General features: G+C 68.4%; 20 protein-coding genes and 2 pseudogenes. 10 read left to right on the plus strand and 12 right to left on the minus strand.

Going from position 1 to position 19,171, the window contains the following annotated elements:
- The first annotated feature begins 410 nt into the window (after positions 1-410).
- Positions 411-2,087, plus strand: coding sequence for a protein kinase (locus tag ACGFZA_RS38845; protein ID WP_393685447.1), 1,677 nt, complete (start codon positions 411-413; stop codon positions 2,085-2,087).
- A gap of 252 nt (positions 2,088-2,339) precedes the next feature.
- On the plus strand, positions 2,340-3,590 hold the full coding sequence (locus ACGFZA_RS38850) for a serine/threonine-protein kinase (protein ID WP_385283181.1): 1,251 nt from the start codon (positions 2,340-2,342) through the stop codon (positions 3,588-3,590).
- 465 nt (positions 3,591-4,055) lie between these two features.
- Here ACGFZA_RS38850 and ACGFZA_RS38855 read toward each other — a convergent pair whose 3' ends face one another.
- The 6 genes from ACGFZA_RS38855 to ACGFZA_RS38880 all read right to left on the minus strand — a co-directional run bounded on the left by ACGFZA_RS38855 (position 4,056) and on the right by ACGFZA_RS38880 (position 8,497).
- Entirely contained in the window at positions 4,056-4,313 is a 258-nt protein-coding gene (locus tag ACGFZA_RS38855; protein WP_393685450.1) for a hypothetical protein, read from the minus strand.
- Positions 4,314-4,872: 559 nt separating this feature from the next.
- On the minus strand, positions 4,873-5,181 hold the full coding sequence (locus ACGFZA_RS38860; protein ID WP_393685452.1) for a hypothetical protein: 309 nt from the start codon (positions 5,179-5,181) through the stop codon (positions 4,873-4,875).
- A gap of 673 nt (positions 5,182-5,854) precedes the next feature.
- On the minus strand, positions 5,855-6,622 hold the full coding sequence (locus tag ACGFZA_RS38865; protein ID WP_393685454.1) for a transposase: 768 nt from the start codon (positions 6,620-6,622) through the stop codon (positions 5,855-5,857).
- A gap of 34 nt (positions 6,623-6,656) precedes the next feature.
- Entirely contained in the window at positions 6,657-7,076 is a 420-nt protein-coding gene (locus ACGFZA_RS38870) for a DUF5959 family protein (RefSeq protein WP_393685456.1), read from the minus strand.
- 228 nt (positions 7,077-7,304) lie between these two features.
- Complete coding sequence (locus ACGFZA_RS38875) at positions 7,305-7,775, minus strand: NUDIX domain-containing protein (RefSeq protein ID WP_393685458.1); 471 nt, start codon at positions 7,773-7,775, stop codon at positions 7,305-7,307.
- 2 nt (positions 7,776-7,777) lie between these two features.
- Positions 7,778-8,497 carry an XRE family transcriptional regulator gene (locus ACGFZA_RS38880; RefSeq protein ID WP_393685498.1) on the minus strand — a complete coding sequence of 240 codons (720 nt, stop codon included), beginning with the start codon at positions 8,495-8,497 and terminating at the stop codon, positions 7,778-7,780.
- 281 nt (positions 8,498-8,778) lie between these two features.
- On the opposite strand from ACGFZA_RS38880, the gene ACGFZA_RS38885 reads away from it, so the two are divergent.
- The 5 genes and pseudogenes from ACGFZA_RS38885 to ACGFZA_RS38905 all read left to right on the plus strand — a co-directional run bounded on the left by ACGFZA_RS38885 (position 8,779) and on the right by ACGFZA_RS38905 (position 11,760).
- Positions 8,779-9,021, plus strand: coding sequence for a hypothetical protein (locus ACGFZA_RS38885; protein WP_393685460.1), 243 nt, complete (start codon positions 8,779-8,781; stop codon positions 9,019-9,021).
- Positions 9,009-9,254 (plus strand): hypothetical protein, encoded by a 246-nt coding sequence (locus ACGFZA_RS38890; RefSeq protein WP_393685462.1) that lies wholly within the window; start codon positions 9,009-9,011, stop codon positions 9,252-9,254. Before ACGFZA_RS38885 ends, ACGFZA_RS38890 begins: the two co-directional genes overlap by 13 nt.
- Before the next feature lie 491 nt (positions 9,255-9,745).
- Positions 9,746-10,297 (plus strand): annotated as a pseudogene (locus tag ACGFZA_RS38895) (replication initiator); the annotation flags it as partial.
- Positions 10,294-10,518 carry a helix-turn-helix domain-containing protein gene (locus tag ACGFZA_RS38900; RefSeq protein ID WP_393685464.1) on the plus strand — a complete coding sequence of 75 codons (225 nt, stop codon included), beginning with the start codon at positions 10,294-10,296 and terminating at the stop codon, positions 10,516-10,518. The pseudogene ACGFZA_RS38895 and the gene ACGFZA_RS38900, both read left to right, overlap by 4 nt.
- A pseudogene (locus ACGFZA_RS38905) lies at positions 10,518-11,760 on the plus strand (tyrosine-type recombinase/integrase). Before ACGFZA_RS38900 ends, ACGFZA_RS38905 begins: the two are co-directional and overlap by 1 nt.
- A gap of 118 nt (positions 11,761-11,878) precedes the next feature.
- On the opposite strand, the gene ACGFZA_RS38910 reads toward ACGFZA_RS38905, so the two are convergent.
- The 6 genes from ACGFZA_RS38910 to ACGFZA_RS38935 all read right to left on the minus strand — a co-directional run bounded on the left by ACGFZA_RS38910 (position 11,879) and on the right by ACGFZA_RS38935 (position 16,334).
- Positions 11,879-12,310, minus strand: coding sequence for a DUF6896 domain-containing protein (locus tag ACGFZA_RS38910; protein ID WP_393685466.1), 432 nt, complete (start codon positions 12,308-12,310; stop codon positions 11,879-11,881).
- Positions 12,307-12,624, minus strand: a complete 318-nt coding sequence (locus tag ACGFZA_RS38915; protein ID WP_393685468.1) for a ParB/Srx family N-terminal domain-containing protein — start codon at positions 12,622-12,624, stop codon at positions 12,307-12,309. The genes ACGFZA_RS38910 and ACGFZA_RS38915 overlap by 4 nt, the downstream gene beginning before the upstream one ends.
- A gap of 241 nt (positions 12,625-12,865) precedes the next feature.
- Complete coding sequence (locus tag ACGFZA_RS38920) at positions 12,866-13,153, minus strand: hypothetical protein (RefSeq protein ID WP_326594377.1); 288 nt, start codon at positions 13,151-13,153, stop codon at positions 12,866-12,868.
- Complete coding sequence (locus tag ACGFZA_RS38925; RefSeq protein ID WP_129768522.1) at positions 13,146-13,484, minus strand: hypothetical protein; 339 nt, start codon at positions 13,482-13,484, stop codon at positions 13,146-13,148. The genes ACGFZA_RS38920 and ACGFZA_RS38925 overlap by 8 nt, the downstream gene beginning before the upstream one ends.
- A gap of 158 nt (positions 13,485-13,642) precedes the next feature.
- Positions 13,643-14,893, minus strand: coding sequence for a helix-turn-helix transcriptional regulator (locus tag ACGFZA_RS38930; RefSeq protein ID WP_326594376.1), 1,251 nt, complete (start codon positions 14,891-14,893; stop codon positions 13,643-13,645).
- 571 nt (positions 14,894-15,464) lie between these two features.
- Entirely contained in the window at positions 15,465-16,334 is an 870-nt protein-coding gene (locus tag ACGFZA_RS38935; protein ID WP_393685472.1) for a GntR family transcriptional regulator, read from the minus strand.
- Positions 16,335-16,513: 179 nt separating this feature from the next.
- On the opposite strand from ACGFZA_RS38935, the gene ACGFZA_RS38940 reads away from it, so the two are divergent.
- Genes ACGFZA_RS38940 through ACGFZA_RS38950 form a run of 3 tightly spaced genes read left to right on the plus strand, consistent with a single transcriptional unit; the run spans position 16,514 to position 19,049 of the window.
- Positions 16,514-16,867 carry a hypothetical protein gene (locus ACGFZA_RS38940; RefSeq protein WP_393685474.1) on the plus strand — a complete coding sequence of 118 codons (354 nt, stop codon included), beginning with the start codon at positions 16,514-16,516 and terminating at the stop codon, positions 16,865-16,867.
- Positions 16,864-18,267, plus strand: a complete 1,404-nt coding sequence (locus ACGFZA_RS38945) for a cell division protein FtsK (RefSeq protein ID WP_393685476.1) — start codon at positions 16,864-16,866, stop codon at positions 18,265-18,267. The genes ACGFZA_RS38940 and ACGFZA_RS38945 overlap by 4 nt, the downstream gene beginning before the upstream one ends.
- 35 nt (positions 18,268-18,302) lie before the next feature.
- Positions 18,303-19,049: a DUF2637 domain-containing protein gene (locus ACGFZA_RS38950; protein WP_393685478.1), complete on the plus strand. Its 747-nt coding sequence runs from the start codon at positions 18,303-18,305 to the stop codon at positions 19,047-19,049.
- The last annotated feature ends 122 nt before the right edge of the window (positions 19,050-19,171 follow it).

Here is a 19,171-nt window from a genome sequence, read left to right on the forward strand (position 1 = left end):
CTGGAGGCATCCTCGCACCTGCCACTGACAACACGCCCGGGGGTCACCGCTAAGTGATCTTGAAAGGTCGGCTGTGCGCCCAAAAGTGCCTGCTTGGCCGGTTCCCCGGGGCAGTTGCAAGAGGTCGGAGTGCACCCGGTGTGACTCCGGCCGCGGTCCGCAGCCGTTCCGCCGGGCTTCTCCGCAGCAACCATCGGCCCGGGATGAGCGTCTTCCTCCGCATCCGGTGCGCCGGGGCGGCGCGCAGGCCACCGGGCAGACCGCACCCCTCCGGGGAATTACGGAAAATGTCGACAAAAAGGTAACCTGCCCGACCCGGCCGTCCACTCCGGCCGCCCCACTAGAGTGGGCCGGAACTCGGGACGGATCCGGGGGACCGCAAGCACCACGATCAGCAGGGAGCGCATGACGTGCGGCCGGTAGGCAGCAAGTACCTGCTCGAGGAGCCGCTGGGACGCGGCGCCACGGGCACCGTCTGGCGCGCCCGCCAGCGAGAGACCGCAGGTGCCGAGGCGGCCGTGGCAGGCCAGCCCGGCGAGACCGTCGCGATCAAGGTCCTCAAGGAGGAGCTCGCCAACGACGCGGACGTCGTGATGCGGTTCCTGCGCGAGCGCTCCGTCCTGCTGCGGCTGCGGCACGAGAACATCGTGCGCACCCGCGACCTGGTCGTGGAGGGCGATCTCCTCGCGCTCGTCATGGACCTGATCGACGGCCCCGACCTGCACCGCTACCTCCGCGACAACGGCCCGCTCACCCCGGTCGCCGCCTCGCTGCTCACCGCGCAGATCGCGGACGCGCTCGCCGCCAGCCATGCCGACGGCGTCGTGCACCGCGACCTGAAGCCCGCCAACGTGCTGCTCGACGAGCGCGACGGCCAGATGCATCCGATGCTCACCGACTTCGGCATCGCCCGCCTCGCCGACTCCCCGGGGCTGACCCGGACCCACGAGTTCGTCGGGACGCCGGCCTATGTGGCGCCCGAGTCGGCGGAAGGGCGTCCGCAGACCTCCGCCGTCGACATCTACGGCGCCGGCATCCTGCTGTACGAGCTGCTCACGGGCCGTCCGCCCTTCGCCGGCGGCACCGCGCTGGAGGTCCTGCACCGGCACCTCAGCGAGGAGCCCCGCCGCCCCAGCACCGTCCCCGCCCCGCTGTGGACGGTGATAGAGCGCTGCCTGAGCAAGGACCCGGACCGCCGGCCCAGCGCCGAGAACCTCGCCCGTGCCCTGCGTACGGTCGCCGCCGGTATCGGCGTGCACGCGAACTCCGCGCAGATCGCGGCCGCCGACGGCGTGGGCGCCCTGCTCGCGCCCGACCCGGCGCCCACCGCGGTCCCGGAGACGCCGGGAGCGGCGGACCCCACGCAGGTGCTGCCGAGCAACGCGGGCTCGTACGACCCGAACGCCTACGACCCGAACGCGGCCACCAGCGTCATGCAGCACAACGCCGGGCCGGGCGGGCCCCACGCCGACCCGACCGCCGTCATGCCGCCCGTCCCGCCGCGCCCCGAGGGCACACCGCAGCCCGACGGACCGCACCCGTGGCAGTCCCAGCTCCAGGCCGCCCGCGACCGCAACGAGCAGACGCAGGTCCAGTACCTCGACCCGAGCCAGGACCCGCTGCGCCGCCGCCCCCAGCGCCAGCAGCCGCAGCAGCCGCCGCGTCACCAGCAGCAGTACCCCCAGCAACAACAGCAGCCGCAGTACCGGCAGCAGCCGCAACAGCAACAGCAGCAGTACCAGCCCCAGCCCCAGCACCAGCAGCAGCAGTACCAGCCGCAGCAGCAGCGCCAGCAGTACGCGCCGCCGCAGCAGCCGCAGCAGCCGGCCCAGCGCGCGCCCCGCGAGCCGAGGCAGCGCAGCGCCAACCCGATGAAGATCCCGGGCCTCGGCTGCCTGAAGGGCTGCCTGTTCACGCTGGTGCTGCTCGTCGTCGCCAGCTGGCTGATCTGGGAGCTCACCCCGCTGAAGGACTGGATCGGCCAGGGGCAGAGCTACTGGCAGGCGATCACCGACGCCTTCGACACCGTCACCGGCTGGATCTCGAAGCTCGGCGGCGACAGCGGCGGTAGCGGCAGCGGAACCTGACCGGACAGCCGACCGGACAACGGACCGGACAGCTGACCGGTCACCGAACCGAGCCGAACCGGAGGACCGGGCAACCGGACACCGGTCGGACTCTGTAGCTATATCGACTTCCGCGGACCAATTCCGAGGCAATTCGCCCGCAGAAGTGAAGGTTGGCGCCATCCAGGGCACGCAACCCCCCGATCGCCGCGTAACTTTGTCGACCGGGGGTTGTTGTGCGACGGTCCATGGCCAGCCGCTGAGGGAGCAGTCTTGGCACGGAATATCGGCAGCCGGTACACCGCCCACCAGATTCTGGGGCGCGGCAGCGCCGGCACGGTGTGGCTCGGCGACGGCCCCGAGGGGCCCGTCGCCATCAAGCTGCTCCGCGAGGACCTCGCGTCCGACCAGGAACTCGTGGGCCGCTTCGTCCAGGAGCGCACCGCGTTGCTCAAGCTCGACCATCCGCACGTCGTCGCCGTCCGCGACCTCGTGGTGGACGGCAACGACCTGGCCCTGGTCATGGACCTGGTCCGCGGCACGGACCTGCGCACCCGGCTCGACCGTGAACGCCGGCTGGCCCCCGAGGCAGCCGTCGCGATCGTCGCGGACGTCGCCGACGGCCTCGCGGCCGCGCACGCGGCCGGGGTGGTCCACCGCGACGTCAAGCCGGAGAACATCCTGCTCGACATGGAGGGCCCGCTCGGCCCCGGCAACTCCCACCCCGCGCTGCTCACCGACTTCGGGGTCGCCAAGCTGATCGACACCCCGCGCCGCACCAAGGCCACCAAGATCATCGGCACGCCGGACTACCTGGCCCCCGAGATCGTCGAGGGCCTCCCGCCGCGCGCCGCCGTCGACATCTACGCCCTGGCGACCGTCCTGTACGAGCTCCTCGCCGGCTTCACCCCCTTCGGCGGCGGCCACCCCGGTGCCGTCCTGCGCCGCCACGTCACCGAGACCGTCGTCCCGCTGCCCGGCATCCCCGACGAGCTCTGGCAGCTGCTGGTCCAGTGCCTGGCCAAGGCTCCGGCCTCCCGGCTGCGCGCCTCCGAACTCGCGGCACGTCTCCGCGAGCAGCTCCCGCACCTGGCGGGCATACCGCCCCTGGACGTGGACGAACCGGACGACGAATCCGAGTCCGAGCCGCACGGCCAGGCCTACGACGAGCAGCAGTACACCCCGGCCGCCGAGGAACCCCGCCGCCGCGGCGCGGTCCCGTTGGTCCCCGGCTCGTCGCCCGACTCCAACCGGGACACCCACACGAGCATGCGCGTCCCGGCCCCCGACGAACTCTCCGGCGGCCCCCGCGGCACCGCCCGCGCCCCCCGCGCCCCGGGCAAGCCCCGCCCCGGCTCGGCCCGCAACAAGTCGGCGGCCATCCGCAAGCGCCGCCTGACGCTGGGCGCTGCGGCCCTGGTCCTGGTGGCGGCGGTCGGGGTGGGCGGCTACATGGCCCTGAGCGGCGACGACGCGGGAGCGACGCCACAGGACACGAAGAACTCGGCACCGGCTGAGCCGTAGGGGCGTGGCGAGCGGAGCGGGCGGCCCGACCGGACTCCACGCCGCGAGGCCGATGAGATGTGCGCGGAGTTCCTGACCGCCGGTCTGCCGAAGCGTCTCGGGCGTGGCCGTTGACGCGCTGATGATCATGCGGCGGGAGCCCCGCGGCGACTGCGACGAGCCGGCACTTCGGGCAGCACTCCATTCGCCAGGCGATGCCGTCAACTACTGCCGTCAGGCGGCCCCAGAGCACGCCCGAGTCTCACGGTAAGTGGACCCGGCGGGCTTCCTGTATTTCATGCGGGAACGCTCAGCTCGGCTGAGCGGAGGAAGATGGAAAACCCGACGCCTATGTGAGGAGTGACCACTCTCTCTGCGTGCGGGCAAATGAAAAGTGGTAGTGCGCGTCATGAATACCCGGAAAGCCCTGCCGCGTGGCTTTCGGTCCCGCTGGCAGGGCTTTCCGTGTGAGTGTTGGTGATGGAATCACCATAGGCGGGCTACTTCACGGCCGCTGGAGTCCAGAACGATGTAGTCAGATTCTCCTGGATAGGGGAGCCAGACCGATATTCCGTTCGGCCATATGTTGACTTCGATCGAGGGCGCAAGGCTCGCGTCCAGTCGTAGCGTGATGAATTCATCCGCGTCGAGCGAGAATGCCGTTCCGCCTGGCTCGAACGTAATTCGTGCCGGCCCGTCGGTCGCGGCGAGTTTGATTTCTATCATTGGACGATCAGCCTCCATGCTAGCTCCAGGAGTCAATGATTTCCTGCAGCAGTTGCACGCGGTTTCGTGCAGTGTTCACGGGCGACCTGGAGTTCTGCGCCCCGCGTCCAGCCGCGCCACCCTTTCCTGCATTGACAGCCCCCTGGTAGAAGTCCTGAAGCTTCTCTGCATCGCCCCGGCTGGCAAGGCCGCGGAGAGCCTCGGGTGTGCGTGTACCAATGAGCTCTGCGGGGTCACTATTGCCCCAAATCTTGTTACCGACAACATTCATTCTTCCCCCCTCAAGCGTCGGCGGCTTAACGTAGCCACCGCGTGCGGGAAGTGGGTTAGCCAGATCTTCGGCGACACCATCGGAACCCACGCTGAATCGCGCTTCTCCACAATTGTGGACCAGGACCGGCGTAGCCCCTGCCAGCACATAGTGCGTGTGCTGGCAGCCCCTCCTCTAGTTGCTTTTATGCAGGTGGGGAGGGTTTTTGGCGTCCACTGTTGTCCGTGGTTGTGCGCCGGAATCCGCGGTTGTTGCCGTCGCTACTGCCAGGCTATGTGCCTGTGTTGCGTCGAGTCGGCAGTTGCGTCAAACAGTACTCTGCAGAGAGGCAAGGCTGGCCTTTGCCTCAATCAGCACTACCTCAAGCACCTGCCTCTCCGATACTGCTACCCGGACCTTGCGCTGACCTTCCTCGAACAGGCTTGAGTAGGAAATCCATGCTTCGTAGACACGTCGCACAGCATCATTGGCTGCAGCGTTTCGATGAAATGTCGCCTCCAGCGAAAGTGAAGACTTGGCGAACGAGCCCATCCATCGATTGAACCTCGCATGCTCCGCTTGCAGTTCACCGACAATCTCAATCAAATCATTGCCTAGCATTTCGCTCGAAAGCATCGCGATGACAATGTTCGTGAGAGCGGATGCCGTTGGCTTTCTCACACTCTCCGGCGCCGACCAGGGGGAAGGCATTCTCTCTAGCCAGCTCCAAGGGTCAGATTCGGTCACTAGAATTCCACCCCTGTTGAGTCAATATCGAGTAGCGCTCGTCGAAATTTCAGGCTCAGTGTCGCCTTCAGAGCCATAGCGTAGCCAATTACGTATCTGCTGGGATTCCCTCGATCCCTCCTGCACGCAAAACATCCGCGCAGTAAGTAGCGCAGCTGCGCGTGTCGAAGTCGTAGGCGCCGAATACCTGGCCCTCCGTCTTCATTTGATGCAGCATGGCACTGCGGGCATCTGGCAGCGGGATGCGGATCTTGAAAGCCGTCTCGGAGAGCGGGCCCACGTATTCTCTCGCGAACGCATCTGTGCCGTGCGTGGCCCCAATGTTCGGTATGGATAGATCGGCCTCCGTGAAATACCTCGATTGAGGCGTGCTTGGGGTCCGTTCCTGCATTCAGATAGAAGGTCGCTTCCCCTGCCGTACTAGTTACTTCGGCATCAGGGCCGCAATTGTGGACGAGGACGGGGGTGGCGCCTGCGAGCACATAGTGCGTGTGCTAAAGCTTGTCCCGCAAATGATCTCTGACTGAGTGTGGACGTGGTCGGCGCCGGCCCGGCCGCTCGCCTATCCGGCGAGGTTGAGGTTGTGGAGGCGGGCGATGCCGAGCATGGCCTGGTGGACGCCGTCGCCTTTGAGGCGGCAGTCGCGGAGGATCTTCCAGGTCTTCATGCGGGCGAAGACGTGCTCGACGCGGGCGCGGACCTGTTTGTGGGACTTGTTGTGGGCCTGTTTCCAGCCAGGCAGTTCTTCGCCTTTGCGGCGTCGGTGGGGCATCACGAGCCCGGTGCCCGGATAGCCGCCATCGGCGATGGTCATGGTCTGACCGACGGCGGCCTTCGCGCCGGACTCCTCCCATGCCTTGCAGTCGTTGCGGTTGCCGGGCAGCGGCCGGCCGACCACCACGACGAGCCGGGTGTCGGCGTCGATGACGACCTGGTGGTTGGTGGAGTACCGGTAGTTCTTGGACTGCTCCGCGATGGTGTGATCGCGGGTGGGCACCAGGGTGCCGTCCACGATGAGCACGGCGTCCTTGCGGAACCGCTTGCGTGGCCGGAGTGCAAGCGCCGGGCCGAGGCGGTCGATGATGCGGTCGGCCGCGGACTTCGAGATGCCAAACAATGGAGCGAGCTGGCGCATCGTCAAGTTCGTCCGCCAGTACGTCGCCACGAGCAGCACCCGGTCCTCCAGCGGAAGGGACCACGGGCGGTCCTTGCGGACCGGATCTGCACCTTCGCGGCGCAGCGCGGTCACCAGCTTGCTGAAGGAACGCGGGCTCAACCCGGTAAACGGGGCTATCCAGGATGGCTCCGACGCCGTGATTACACCAGACACTGCAAGATCATTTCATCGCGGCAGGTCATCAGGTCTACATTTGCGTGACCGCTTTGCGTACGTGCTCAAGCCGCAGACGGTTCTCCTCCAGCCACCCAGACGCCACGTCCACGGGCACCTGCACTGCGATCTGTGTCGACGGCGAGTCGTGCACAGTCACTTCCACCGGGTCCTCGGGAACCACCGCCAGCCACGCACTGCGACCGCCGGGCGGCCACTCGGCCCCCTCCTGGGCCTCAAGGGCATCGAGGCACCGACCCCATTCATCCAGATCCCCGTCTGAAACGTGCAGTCCGACAGTGCCGTTGACGAAGTCGCTCTCCAACACGATCTCGGCCGCGTAGTACCGCTCTTCTCCCATCACCATCGGTACGTCACACGCGACCCTGACGGTCACGCTCTGCACGCGATCAGCGAACCGGAAGAGCTCCAGAGCGTGTGCTTCGTCGATCACGACTACCTCATAGACGAGTGAGTGGACAGGATGTTCCGATCCTCCCGCCCCCGGTTCACCACAACGATGGCGCCCCCCAGGCATGGCCACACAGAGATGCGGGACAGCCCTTAGGCGAAGCCTTTGGCCTGCCTTTTCGCAGGTCAAGTGCGGTCTGCTGGTCCGGTGAGGTGCGTGGGTGTCCGTGGTTCTGCGGGGTTGTTGCCGTCGCTACTGCCGTCAGATGGTTCAGCCCAGGTACGGCTTCTCGCGCTGTTCCCGGAAGTGTTGGAGCCTGAGTCGTTGGGTGTGGTGCATCGGCAACTGCTCGATCTCTTCAGGCAGTACGAACCGGAGTTCGGTGGACTCGTCGGAGATTGCCAGTTGGCCGCCGGTGATGCGGGCGGTGAAGCAGACGTTGAACTGGCGCCGGACCTCGCCGTCGGTGTAGGCGATGATGTGTTTCGGGTCGGTGTAGGTGCCGACCAGGCCGGTGATCTCTACGTCGAGGCCGGTCTCCTCTTTGACTTCGCGGACGGCTGTGCCTGGCAGGGAGTCGGCGAGGTCCATTCCGCCTCCCGGCAGGGCCCATAGGTCGTTGTCGCGGCGGCGCTGGAGGAGGATGCGCCCGTGGTCGTCGGTGACGGCGGCGGAGGCAGCGACGACCATACTGTTCGGCTTGGGCGCTTTGGGGTCGTCGTAGTACTCGGTGCGGGCCACGGTCAGTCTTCCTCTCGTACGGGGGTTGCGGTCGCCCACACGGCGTCGAAGCTGTCGGCGTAGGTGTCGAACATGCCGCTCTCCTGGTGTCGGCGAAGGTGCCACACGGGGGCGGCGTACGCGTTAACGCCCCAGACGTGTGCGTTGACGAGTTGCTGGTCGTCGGCGCGGTAAAGGGAGTTGTAGAGCGTGGTTTCGTGGGTGCGGACTTCGATGCCGGGGGTGTCGGCGAGCGGCTTGTAGTGCATGAGCGCGAGGCGGCAGCGGGATTCGATGCCGTGTCCGAACCGCTCTTCCTGGCCGCGGGCTTGGACGTTGTCGCTGTCGGGGTCCCCGATCGCGATGCGGACGGTGCAGCCTTCGGCGGCGCGTTCGGTGAGGAGTTCGTTCAGCCGCGGGTATGCCTCGTGGAGGAAGACGGCCGCGTAGACGAGGATGTCGATCCGTTGCCGGGCTTGGGCCATCAGGTCGGTGAACGTCGAGACGGGGATGTCGGCCCGCTGCTGGTAGAGCGCGACCAGTTCGGGGCTGATGGCGCGGGCGGGGCGGGCCTGGCGGAGCGCCGGCCAGAGTGCGTGCACATCTTCTCCCAGGGCCTTGGCCGCCTGGAGGGCGGTGGCACGACGTGGGATACGCCCGAGGTTCACCCAGCGCTCGACCGACTTGGGGTCGACCTCGACCTGCTGAGCGAGTGCGGCGTACGTCCAGCCTCCCGCCGCCATGACGGCTCGTAGTCTCTCGTTCGGCACGAGTCTCCCCCTTCGTCCCAGGACGGCACCAGGGACGTTCTACACGGCGCGGGACGTCCCGTAATGGGGTTTGGTGGAGGTTCCTTCGTCCTGGTGACCGGCGTGAGGATCGGTGCCGACCCTGCGGCACCAACAGGCCCAGGGCACGTATCAACGCCGCCGAGGAGCGTCACCGTGCGAATGAGCGCCACCCCATGTGTTCCCGCCCTGCGACTGGACGCCCGGTCGCGGGCCGCCTCGCCGGGGCGGTCACGATGACGGCCCCCACCCCTGATGCCGACGGGCACACCGTCTCGCCCGATGCCGGCGTCCTGGTGGTCGACCGGCGGAGCGGCAAGGTGGGCGTGGTGATGGGGCATGTGGGGACGTACGTGCAGCTTCGGCCACCGCGCGGTGGCCGGGAGTGGGACGTGCCGCCCGAGGACGTACGTACGCCGACTCCGACGGAGGAGTTGAGCGCGAAGGTGGCCGTGGTCAACCGGAGGTGGGGACGGTGACCCCGCGCTCGGTCCTGCGCTACGAGACCTGGACGCTCCAGCCCGACCGCGAGCCGGACGCGGAGCCGGTGGATTACGCGATGCAGTGCGCCGTGGACGGAGAGACCTCGCCGACAAGCGAGGGCTTCGCCGAACCGCAGGACTGGGTACTCCAGCACTGCGGCCAGAACCCGTCCCACCACACCTACCGGGAGATCATCACCCGCCCCTGGCGGACCTGGCGCCAGACGTGACCCGCCTCGCTCGCCCAGGCGCCGCACTGCGCTGACCCACCCGACTCCCGTCCCTGCCGGGCGCAGCCGATCGGAGGCTCCCCCGCACTCGTCAGCCCCGGCAGGGACGGGCCTCACGTACGTGCCGTGCCCATGGCTGTGGGGGTTCTGGCCTCTGCCACAGAAAGTCAGCCACGACGACGGGCTCGCCGACCGACCACCCGCCACGTGTGTCTCGCTCAACCCCGCACCGGCATCAGCCCCGTTGTTTCCATCGTCACGGCCCCAGCCAGGCAGTAAGCATGGGCGTCCGGGACGGCGTGAGCCCGCCGGGCGGCCTCTCAGGTGCCCGGCCAGCCTGCTGCTGAGGGGGTCGGGCCGGGGCTTCCGATTGGTGGTCCGGCTACGCTCCCGGGCTCTGCGCGTCGAGTGGTCGGCGGCCGTCGCCAGCGGGGCGGCAGACAGGAGCGGGCGGCGGCCCGCGCCAGCGGGGCGCCCTTGATCAAGTAAAGAACCAGGCCGTGGCCGCCTACGTGGCCAAGTACGCCACCAAGTCCGCCGACGCCTCCGGCACCCTTGACCACGCCCTGTTCTGCCGCCCGTGCCAGGGACGCGGCGCCGTTCTCCTGCCCCACGGAACCCCGCTCCCCTGCACCGCCTGCGACGGCACCGGACAAGCCCGGCCCCTGCCTCGCCTCGCCGTCCCCCGCCACGTCCGGCAGATGATCCGCACCTGCTGGGAGCTGGGCAGGCTGCCGGAATTCACCGGCCTCAAGCTCTGGAAGTGGGCGCACATGCTCGGCTTCCGGGGCCACTTCTCCACCAAGTCCCGCGCCTACTCGACCACCCTCGGCGCGCTGCGCGACGCCCGCCGCGCCTGGCGCACCGAACAGGCCCGCGCCCACGCCGGCCTGCCCGAGCACGACCCGGAGACCACGCTCGTCGTCGGCCACTGGGCTTACCAGGGCTCGGGCTACAGCCCCGGCGGCGCGCTCCTAGCGGCCCACGTCTGGCACCGCCGGGAACTGGAACGCCGGTTCATCGCCGAAGGGGGCTGCGGATGAACGCGCAGGAACCTGCCCCGACCCGGCGGGGACTGAGTACGCCGGAAGAGCTGCTGACCGTGCCCCAGGTCATGGCCCGCCTCCAGCTCGGCCGCTCAGCTGTCTACGACCTGCTCCGCACCCGAGAACTCGCCTCGATCACCCTCGGCCGCGCCCGCCGCATCCCCACCCACGCACTGGCCGACTTCATCCGCACCCGCCTCGACCAGGAAGCCGTCTGATGACCACGCCCCGCGACACCAGCCCCTCCCGCCGCGTCCGCGCCAACGGCGACGGAACCGTCTACCAGCGCAAGGACAGCCGCTGGGAAGCCGCCGGATACGTCCTCGCCCCCGGCAACACCCACAAGCACATCCGCGTCTACGGCACTACCCGCAAGGACGCCCTCGCCAAGCTCACCGAGAAGATCGCCGCCAGCAACCGCGGCCTCCCCGCCCCCTCCGCGCAGGGCGGCCTGGCCACGTACCTGACGTACTGGCTCGACGCTGTCGCCGTCCACCAGCTCCGCGAGAACACCCACACCCGCTACACCGCCGTCACCCGCCTTTACCTCATCCCCGGACTGGGCAAGAAGAAGCTCGCCAAGCTCACCGCCAAGGACGTCCGCACCTGGCTCAACCAGCTCCGCACCACCTGTCAGTGCTGCTCTCGCGGCATCGACGCCCGGCGTGAGGAGCCCCGCTGCTGCGCCGCCGGTCAGTGCTGCTCCAAGCTGCTCTCGCCGCTGACGCTGATCTACATCCACTCCGTGCTCAAGTCCGCCCTCGAACACGCCGTCCGTGAATAGGAGATCCCGCGCAACGTCGCCCGTAACGTCCGCACCGGCACCCCACGGCCCCGCCGCTTCGAACCCCTCACCGCCGACGAAGCCCGCCAGCTCCTCACCGCTGCGCAAGGTCACCGGCTGCATGCGCTCTTCGAACTCGCCCTTCACACCGGGCTCCGCAAAGGAGAGCTCCTCGGCCTGGGCTGGGAGGACCTCGATCTCGATGCGGGCACCGCCGCTATCCGCCGCACACTCCAGCGCACCAGCACCGGCGGGCTCACCACGCTGCCCACCAAAACGCGCGTCCGAGCGCCGCATCGCCCTTCCCGCCCGCTGCGTCCAGTCGCTGAAGCTCCACCACGAGCAGCAGGAGTGCGAGCGTGAGGCCGCGGGCAGCACGTGGCAGCACGACGCGCACGTGTTCACCACAGTGCAGGGCAGACCGATCGACCCGACCAACCTCACCCGCGCCTTCACCACGCTCCTCCGCACGGTCGGCCTCCGCCGCATCTGCTTCCACGACCTCAGGCACTCCACCGCCACCCTGCTCCTGGAGCAAGGCATCGAACTCGTCGTGATCAAGGAACTCCTCGGCCACGCCCACATCGGCGTCACCGCCACCGTCTACGCCCACGTCCGACTCCGCCTCCAGCGAGACGCCATCGACTCCCTCGGTCGCGCCCTCGACCACCCCTGACATACGTACGGCAACGGCGGCGGACACCTAGGTGTCCGCCGCCGTTGCCGTCAACTACTACCGTCAAGCGCCTCTGAACCCCCATCAGTCACACTGATGGGGGTTCAGATTTGCGAACCTAAACGCCAGGAGCTTGTTCCATAGAAGGTGGGCCCTCTGGCGATACAAGGGAGTAGCCTACGCCCACTCTCCGAAGAATACCCTGATCGATGAAATCCTCACACGCATCCCTCACGCCAGAATTCCCATAGCGCGCGCCACCGGAACTCTCAAGGAAGAAGGAGATGTCATACGAGGTGAAGAAGTCACCCTCCGGATCGCCGTCAATATGCACCTGCCCGCCCGAAGGCAGTACAACCGTATATCCGGCACCATGAACAAAATACTCGCATCCGTTGACGCATACACCTTTTCGGGGAATTTCGTCACGGCGCACGGCCGACACTATTTCGAGTGCAGATTCCCTCGAAAAGGTACGCCTCATGACGTCTCGGGCCTCGGAGAATTGCGCCAAAGCCCCCTCAAGGAGAGTCGCACTGAGCCCGATCACAACTTTCTCCTGTTCAGTCGATTCCCCAAGAACGTCGACGCGGACTCGACCACATCGTCCATATTCTTGTAGCTGAGAAATCCGCCATTATTCAATTGGCCGGTTACGTCTCGAATGCCCACGGCATCGACATTCGCCATGCGGGCAGCCGCGAGCCTGTGATGGCCATCCACGACGTACCTTGTCCCATCTTCGTGCGTCACGACCGAGATCGGGCTCTGCTCCCAATCAAAGTCGCCATTGCGCATATCGTCACGCATGGCCTTGACGCGCTTAGTTGACGCATTCCCTTCGATCTCATGGGTGGGCTTCAATGAATGCGGGTCTGCGGTGTTGCAATTATGAACGAGTACCGGTGTAGCCCCCGCCAGCACATAGTACGTGTGCTACGCGACCCCTCTCTATCTGCGTATTCGCAGATCAGCGGCGGTTTCGGGCTCCGCTGGTGTCCGTGGTTGTGCGGGGGAATCCGTGGTTGTTGCCGTCGCTACTGCCGTCAGGAGCGTTGGGCGCACGGTGGTGCTGTCGCTGGCGCGGTGTCGGCGCAGGGGGACTTTACTGCCACGCTCCGGGCTCGGCGCGGAGTATGGCGCGGACGGTCTGCTCGTAGTGCTGGTGACCGGTTCGGGCGCAGTGTTGGGCGATCCAGCGGGTCAGTTCGTCCGGGGTGTGGAGGGTGCCGGACTCGGAGCCGCAGTTGTGTTCCTCGCCGGTGACGCAGAGCGCCTCGTAGGTGGGCAGCGCCATGGGGTCGGCACGGGTGGTCACGTGGTACTCGCGGAACCGGTAGCGCCCTCGCGCGCCGCTCTGGCCGGGTGCGCCGGTAGCTGTCTGGTCAGGCATCGTCGGCTGCTTCGTCCGGATCGGGGATGCGCCGGCCTCGGGAGTCGGCAACCCGGAGGGCGTCGGTGAGGGCTTCGCTCAGTCGGCGGGCGAGCCAGCGGTATTCGGTGCCCGAGACCGTCTTCGCGCCGGGGGCGAGGATGTCCCGGGCGTACGTCAGCAGCTCCTCACCCATGTCGAGCTGCACGGTTTCGATGCTGTCGGCGAGGCTGGTGAGGTAGCCCGTGCCATTGGTGCTGAGGTAGCAGGGTTTCCCCTCGGGCGTGGTCCACGGGAGCAGGCGGGGGCCTGCAATCCCCGAGGACGCGTCGTACAACTCCCTGCGACGCATGCGGTCCGCGTCACTCCTGGGCTGGCTCACCGTGCACCCCCGACCGGGTTCGCTGATTGGGACAACGGTGACCGTACGTGCGTGACCAGTCGTCATCCCAGGTGCACAGCAGGGCAGTTGGGGGATGATCGAGCGCGAAGTGCCACGCTGCGTGGCAGCTATCCGACGACGCCCAGGTATGCGGTCATCTCGCGCATCTCCGCGGTGAGGGTGCGCTTGCGCTTCTTCAGGATCTCCTGCATGGTCTCGGCGGCCATCCGCTGATGCCGCAGCCATTCCGGCGAGGCACGGCGGACTCCCGCCAGCTCGTCCATCGCGGCGGTGAGGTCACCGGTGCGGGCTTGGGCGCGGGCGACGTCCATGCGGTGGCGATTCCAGTTGTCGTCGCTGGGGCGTCCGGTGTTCTTCCACGCCTTGGGGGACATGGCGTCCTGGCTGGACTTGCGGACGACGGTGCGGGCGTCACCCAGGATCATGGCGTCTTCGACGTCCTTCATGCCGACGGTCAGCGGGCCAAAGGTGGTCCAGTGGCGGAAGAACGATCCGGTGTGCTCCCTGCCGACGGCGGCGGCTGCCGTGTTCGCCATGCGGTGGTAGTGGCGGGCTTCCTGGGGGCGGTTGTTGCGGCCTGCGGCAGCGGCGGCGCGCAGGGCCAGCCATCCCCAGGCGGCGCATTCGTCCGGGGTGGCCCGGGACAGCCTGGGCTCGATCAGGTCGGCGGTGCGGGCGGCGAGCTGTTCGGCCTCGTCCAGTCGTCCCTGGCGCAGGAGCAGCCAGCACATGCCGATCACGCCGGATGCGCCGGTGAGCTGCTCTCCGGCATGACGGGCGTCGGTGATAGCTCCGGACAGAGCGGTATAGGCGAGGTCGTACTGGCGTACCTGGGTCAGGTAGCGCCCGGCCAGCTGGAGGGTTTCGGCACGGGCCAGGACGGCCTGGCGGTGCTCTTCGCCGCTGTCGAAGTAGGCGACCGCGCTGTTGGCGTCCCGCAGGAGTGCGGGGAGTTGGGAGGCGACGCTCTTGTAGCTGTCGGAGTGGTACAGCAGTGCCCCGTCCTGCACGGCCCGGCGGAAACCACGGAGGTTGGGTTCCTCCCCGGCCCGCTCGCCGGCCAGGTCGTCGGCGATCCCTACCGGCGGGGTGAGGGCGGCGCGGAGCTGGATCAGGTTGACCCGGTTCGCGTCCTCCGCGCGGCCGACCGGCTCGGGTGCGTCCGGGGCCAGCAGCGTCGCGGTGGTGACGCCCAGGGCGCGGGCGAGGATGTGCAGGGTCTCCATGCGGACGGTGCCGCCCTGCTCGACCTTGCGGACCGTGCCCGGCGAGACGCCTGCGGTGTGGGCCAATTCCTCCTGGCTCAGCCCGGATCGGCGTCGGTACTTTCGGACGTTGTCGGCCAGTTCCGTAGTCATCGCTTCACCACCTCCAGCGCCACGGTACGCCGGACGGGCGCAACAATCGGTGGCTATCGGGCAGATACCCACCCCGGAGCGATCACCCACCCCGACGCGGCATGCACCGTCGTCCTGCCGGGCCCCGGCAGCATCCGGGCCTGAGCGGCCGGGGTCCCTCGTCGGTCGGGCAGCTTCGCCGTGCCAGGGTTCCCCGGGGGCCGCCAAGGCTCACCTCGTGACGCGTGCGCTCGGCCTTGGCGGCCCCCGGGGGTTCCTGGTACGCCTCCGGTGACCGGGCGACGAGGGACCCCACCCGCGCCACCGACCACACACCACGACGAAGCCGCACCCGACATTCGGCCCCCTGCCCCTCAGAGAGAGGGCCGGGGTCTGGGGCAGCGCCCCAGGTGGTTCGCTGTGCTGGCTGTTGCGCGCCCGGACCGGCGGGGCCGTCGCCAGCGGGGCGGAGACAGGAGCGGGCGGCGGCCCCGCAGGGCCGGAGCGCGCGCGGGCCGCGCCAGCGGACCGCCTTGATCAAGTAAAGAAACTCTGAACAGCTCACCCGCTGGTCAAGCTGCCCGGGCGATGGTCAGGGCCGCTGTTGCCGGCGCTTCTTCGATTCGGCCAGCGCGGTGTTCAGCTTCTCGCTCGGCGACATGTCCGGCTCGGCGTCGTCGTCATGGAGGGGTGGCAGGAACAGGCCGCGTCGGCTCTTCTCCCGCTTGACCTTCCGGCGCTCGCCGTAAAGCCGCTGATGCTCCTCCCGAACCACGTCCCATCGCCGGTCCAGCTCTGCTTCCCGCGCCAGCAGCTCCTCGTCGCTGAGGTCGGCGAACTCGGTGGCGGCAGCACGCGCCTCGCGGGCGATCTCATCGCGCAGCAGGTAGTTCGTGATCGTCCCGTGGTGCTTGCCCGGCTCCGGTTCCTGGCGCACGAAAACACCGCGCCCCTTGACCGCGTACACCAGCCCAGCTTGCTTGAGGCTTCGATAGGCGTTCTGGGCGGTGGAGTTGGCAACTTTGAACCGCTCTTGGATCTCCCGGGCGGGAGGGAGCTGGGAGCCCGGAGGGTAGGTGCCTTCCAGGATTTCCCGGCGGAGGATGTCGGCGACCTGAGCGTACGGCGGTCGGGGATCACCGTTGTAGATGACGTCGGCAGGCCAGTCCGGCCCCTCGGCGGCGGCTTCCTCATGATCACCGTCGGCCTCTTCGGTGCTCCCGCCGACGGAGTCGCCGACGTAGCTGCCCCGGCCGAGCTGGGAGTAGACCAAGCCTTCCTGCTTGAGCACGCGCAGGGCGTTCTGGACGGTGGAGCTGGACACCCCGAACCGATCACCCAGCACGTTGGCCGAGGGAAGGCGCTCGCCGGAACGGTACTCACCGTTCAGAATCGCGTCCCGCAGGGCCTCGGCAGCCTGGAGGTACGGCGGCCGGGAGTCCTCGTCCAAGGGCAGGGTCATGCCCCCACGGTATCGCCAGCAAGCCGTAGCGATACAGGCACATCCCCGGGTTCACCACCTGACCGCCTACCAACCTGATCGAAGTCACAACCTAATCGGCCTTGCAAGTTAAGCGATCATCTCCTTATGCTCCATGTCGAGCCGATCGAACGGCTCCATCGAACAAAGGGTGTGATGACATGGCCATGACTCGAATCCGTGTTGCCCTGCTGCCGTCGGCGGTGTGCATCGCGGGCACCGACCCGGTGCTGAAGATCAAGGACCAGAAGACCGGAGAGGTCGCCACCGATCGGGAGACCGGCGCGTCGCTGTACACGGTGACCGTGATGCTCATGGAGGACGGTCGAGCCGAGGTCCTGAAGATCACCGTCCCCGAGACGGGCCTGGCCGCCGGGCTCAAGCCGGGCGCGTTGGTGCGGCCCGTGGAGCTGTTCGCAACCCCGTGGGCGCGGATCTTCAACGGTCAGCTCTCCGACGGCGTGGCCTACCGCGCCGCCCGCCTGGAGCTGGTGACGGTGGAGGCGGCACAGTGATCCGCTTCGGAAACTCCGTGCTGGAGTGCGTGCCGGACGCGCTGCTGGCCGTGGCCGTCCTGGTCGGTCTGAGGCTGCTGGTGACGGTGGGTCGCTACGTGCGGGCCGACCGGGGCACGCGGGTCAGCATGCGGCAGGCCGTGCGGGTGCGCTGGGGCTGGGTACGGCTCGCGCGGATGGCCGGGCTGACGGTCACCGACAAGACCCCGGGCCTGCTCGCGCAGATCACTGCGCAGAAGGACGGCCCCGCCCCGGCGCCTCGGGTGCTGACGCCGAAGATCAAGGTGAAGCCGGACCGGTTCGGGGTAATAGTGCGGGCCCGGACGCTGGCGCAGGTCGGGGTGGAGGAGTACCAGAAGTCGGCGCGGTTCCTGGCCGACGCCTGGCGGTGCACGCGGGTGTCCGTCCTGCCGGACGGCCCCGGCAGGGTGGTGATCCGGGGCGTGCGCTCCGACCCGCTGACCACGCCGACGACACACCGGCCCACCGGCCTCCCGCCCGTGGACCTGACGCGCTGGGAGCTGGGCATCGACGAGTACGCCGCGAATGTGTGCGTGTCCCTGGCCAACGTGCCCGGGGTGACGGTGGCCGGCGTCCCCGGTGCGGGCAAGACCTCCGGGGTCAACAAGTTCGTCTGTGACTTCGCGCCGTCTGCGTCCGTGCAGATCGCGGGTGCGGACGGGAAGGTGTCGCGGGCCTCGGAGGGCGACTACGCCGACCTGGTCAAGCGGATGTTCGCGTTCTGCGGAGACGATCTCGATGAAGCGAACGCGCTGTTCAAGCGCCTGGTGGAGCTGCGCAAGCGGCGCTCGGCGACCATCCGGGACGTGCTGGGCGTGAAGAACATGTGGCACGTCGGCCCTTCGCCGCAGTGGCCGCTCACGGTCCTGATCATTGATGAGGCGCACACATACTTCCGCGAGTACAAGGGCAGCGACGCCGAGACGAAACGGATGGGTGCGTTGACGGCGGAGAACGCCCGGCTGGTGGAGGACTTGGTCAAGAAGGGCCGCAGCGTCGGCATCCTGGTGATCCTGATCAGCCAGAAGACCACCGGCGACGCCATCCCCACCTTCATCCGCGACGTGTGCCCCATCGGACTGTCCTTCGCGCAGAAGACCGTGGAAGCCGCGGTGGCCGCACTCGGTGACGACATCCGCAACTGGCCCGATGCCAGCCCGGTCACCTTGCAGGACCCCGCCTACGTCGGCGTCGCGGTCATGGCGATGCAGGGCCGCCCCGGCTACACCCGCATCCGCACCCCCTACGTCTCCGACGCCGACGCCGCCCGCGTCGCCGAAGCCACCTCGCACCTGACCGCCGATCCGGACCTGTGCCTGGACGCCCTCCTCGCCTCGACCGGCCGGACCACGGCACCCCGGCCGTCGCTCGCCAAGTAGCCCCGAAAGCCCACACCGGGAAGGAGGTTGAGGACATGGCGGAGGAACGGTTCACCCGGCGCACCGTGACCGTGGTCATGGCGGTTATCGCGGCCCTGGCCTTCGTCTTCTCCTTCGGCAACGTCTGGGCCCTCGCCCTGCGGCTCGGCGTCCCCCACCCGATCGCGCCGCTGATCGCCCCCATGGTCGACCTGTCCGTCGTCGGGCTCCTGGTCGCCCTGCGCTTCCTCGCTCTGCGCGGCGTCCCCAAGACGGAGCTGAAGGCCGGCACCCGGCTGCTGCACCTGTGCGGCCTGCTCACCCTCGCGCTGAACACCGCCGAACCGCTGTTGGCCGGACGCTACGGACGGGCCTGCCTGGACACCGTCGCCCCGCTCCTGCTCCTCGGCTGGGGCCACGTCGGCCCTGCCTTCCTCGCCCAGTTCCACACCCACACCCGCCCCAACCCGCACCTGGAGGCCACCGCCGCCACCCTTGCCACCGAGCCGGTGCCCGACGTCGCACCATCACCCGAATCGGCACCCCCGACGCCCGCCCCGCAGATCGCCGCCTCCCTGATCGAGGAGCTGGAGCCCGCTCCGGCCGCCGCTCCGCCGGTCGCCGTCACCACGACGGGCCGACCCGCTTCCGGCCCTGCCCTTCCGGCCGCCCTGCTGGACGCGGCCCGGCGCATCGCGGACACCCACCACGCCGAGCACGGAACACCGATCACCGCCGCCCACCTGGGCACACGCATGGGCATCGCCCTCCCGGTGGCCACCACCGCACTCGCTCAGCTCTGAGCCCCGGCCGCCACCGGCCGCATCCCCCTCGCTGAACCCGCGCCCGCCCTGGGCCTGGTTCGCCATGCCCCGAGCAGCACCAACACGCCTTCCAGTTCGGCTGGTTGCTGCTCGGGGCCACC

The organism is Streptomyces sp. NPDC048211 (genome assembly GCF_043202315.1).
In the GTDB taxonomy this organism is placed as follows: domain Bacteria; phylum Actinomycetota; class Actinomycetes; order Streptomycetales; family Streptomycetaceae; genus Streptomyces.

Bases quoted from the DNA above. Each gene is read 5' to 3' on its own strand.
- ACGFZA_RS38855 (WP_393685450.1), bottom strand. From the start codon at position 4,313: ATGGAGGCTGATCGTCCAATGATAGAAATCAAACTCGCCGCGACCGAC.
- ACGFZA_RS38860 (WP_393685452.1), bottom strand. From the start codon at position 5,181: ATGCTTTCGAGCGAAATGCTAGGCAATGATTTGATTGAGATTGTCGGT.
- ACGFZA_RS38880 (WP_393685498.1), bottom strand. From the start codon at position 8,497: ATGGCGGCGGGAGGCTGGACGTACGCCGCACTCGCTCAGCAGGTCGAG.
- ACGFZA_RS38885 (WP_393685460.1), top strand. From the start codon at position 8,779: ATGACGGCCCCCACCCCTGATGCCGACGGGCACACCGTCTCGCCCGAT.
- ACGFZA_RS38900 (WP_393685464.1), top strand. From the start codon at position 10,294: ATGAACGCGCAGGAACCTGCCCCGACCCGGCGGGGACTGAGTACGCCG.
- ACGFZA_RS38920 (WP_326594377.1), bottom strand. From the start codon at position 13,153: ATGCCTGACCAGACAGCTACCGGCGCACCCGGCCAGAGCGGCGCGCGA.
- ACGFZA_RS38925 (WP_129768522.1), bottom strand. From the start codon at position 13,484: ATGCGTCGCAGGGAGTTGTACGACGCGTCCTCGGGGATTGCAGGCCCC.
- ACGFZA_RS38930 (WP_326594376.1), bottom strand. From the start codon at position 14,893: ATGACTACGGAACTGGCCGACAACGTCCGAAAGTACCGACGCCGATCC.
- ACGFZA_RS38935 (WP_393685472.1), bottom strand. From the start codon at position 16,334: ATGACCCTGCCCTTGGACGAGGACTCCCGGCCGCCGTACCTCCAGGCT.
- ACGFZA_RS38940 (WP_393685474.1), top strand. From the start codon at position 16,514: ATGGCCATGACTCGAATCCGTGTTGCCCTGCTGCCGTCGGCGGTGTGC.
- ACGFZA_RS38950 (WP_393685478.1), top strand. From the start codon at position 18,303: ATGGCGGAGGAACGGTTCACCCGGCGCACCGTGACCGTGGTCATGGCG.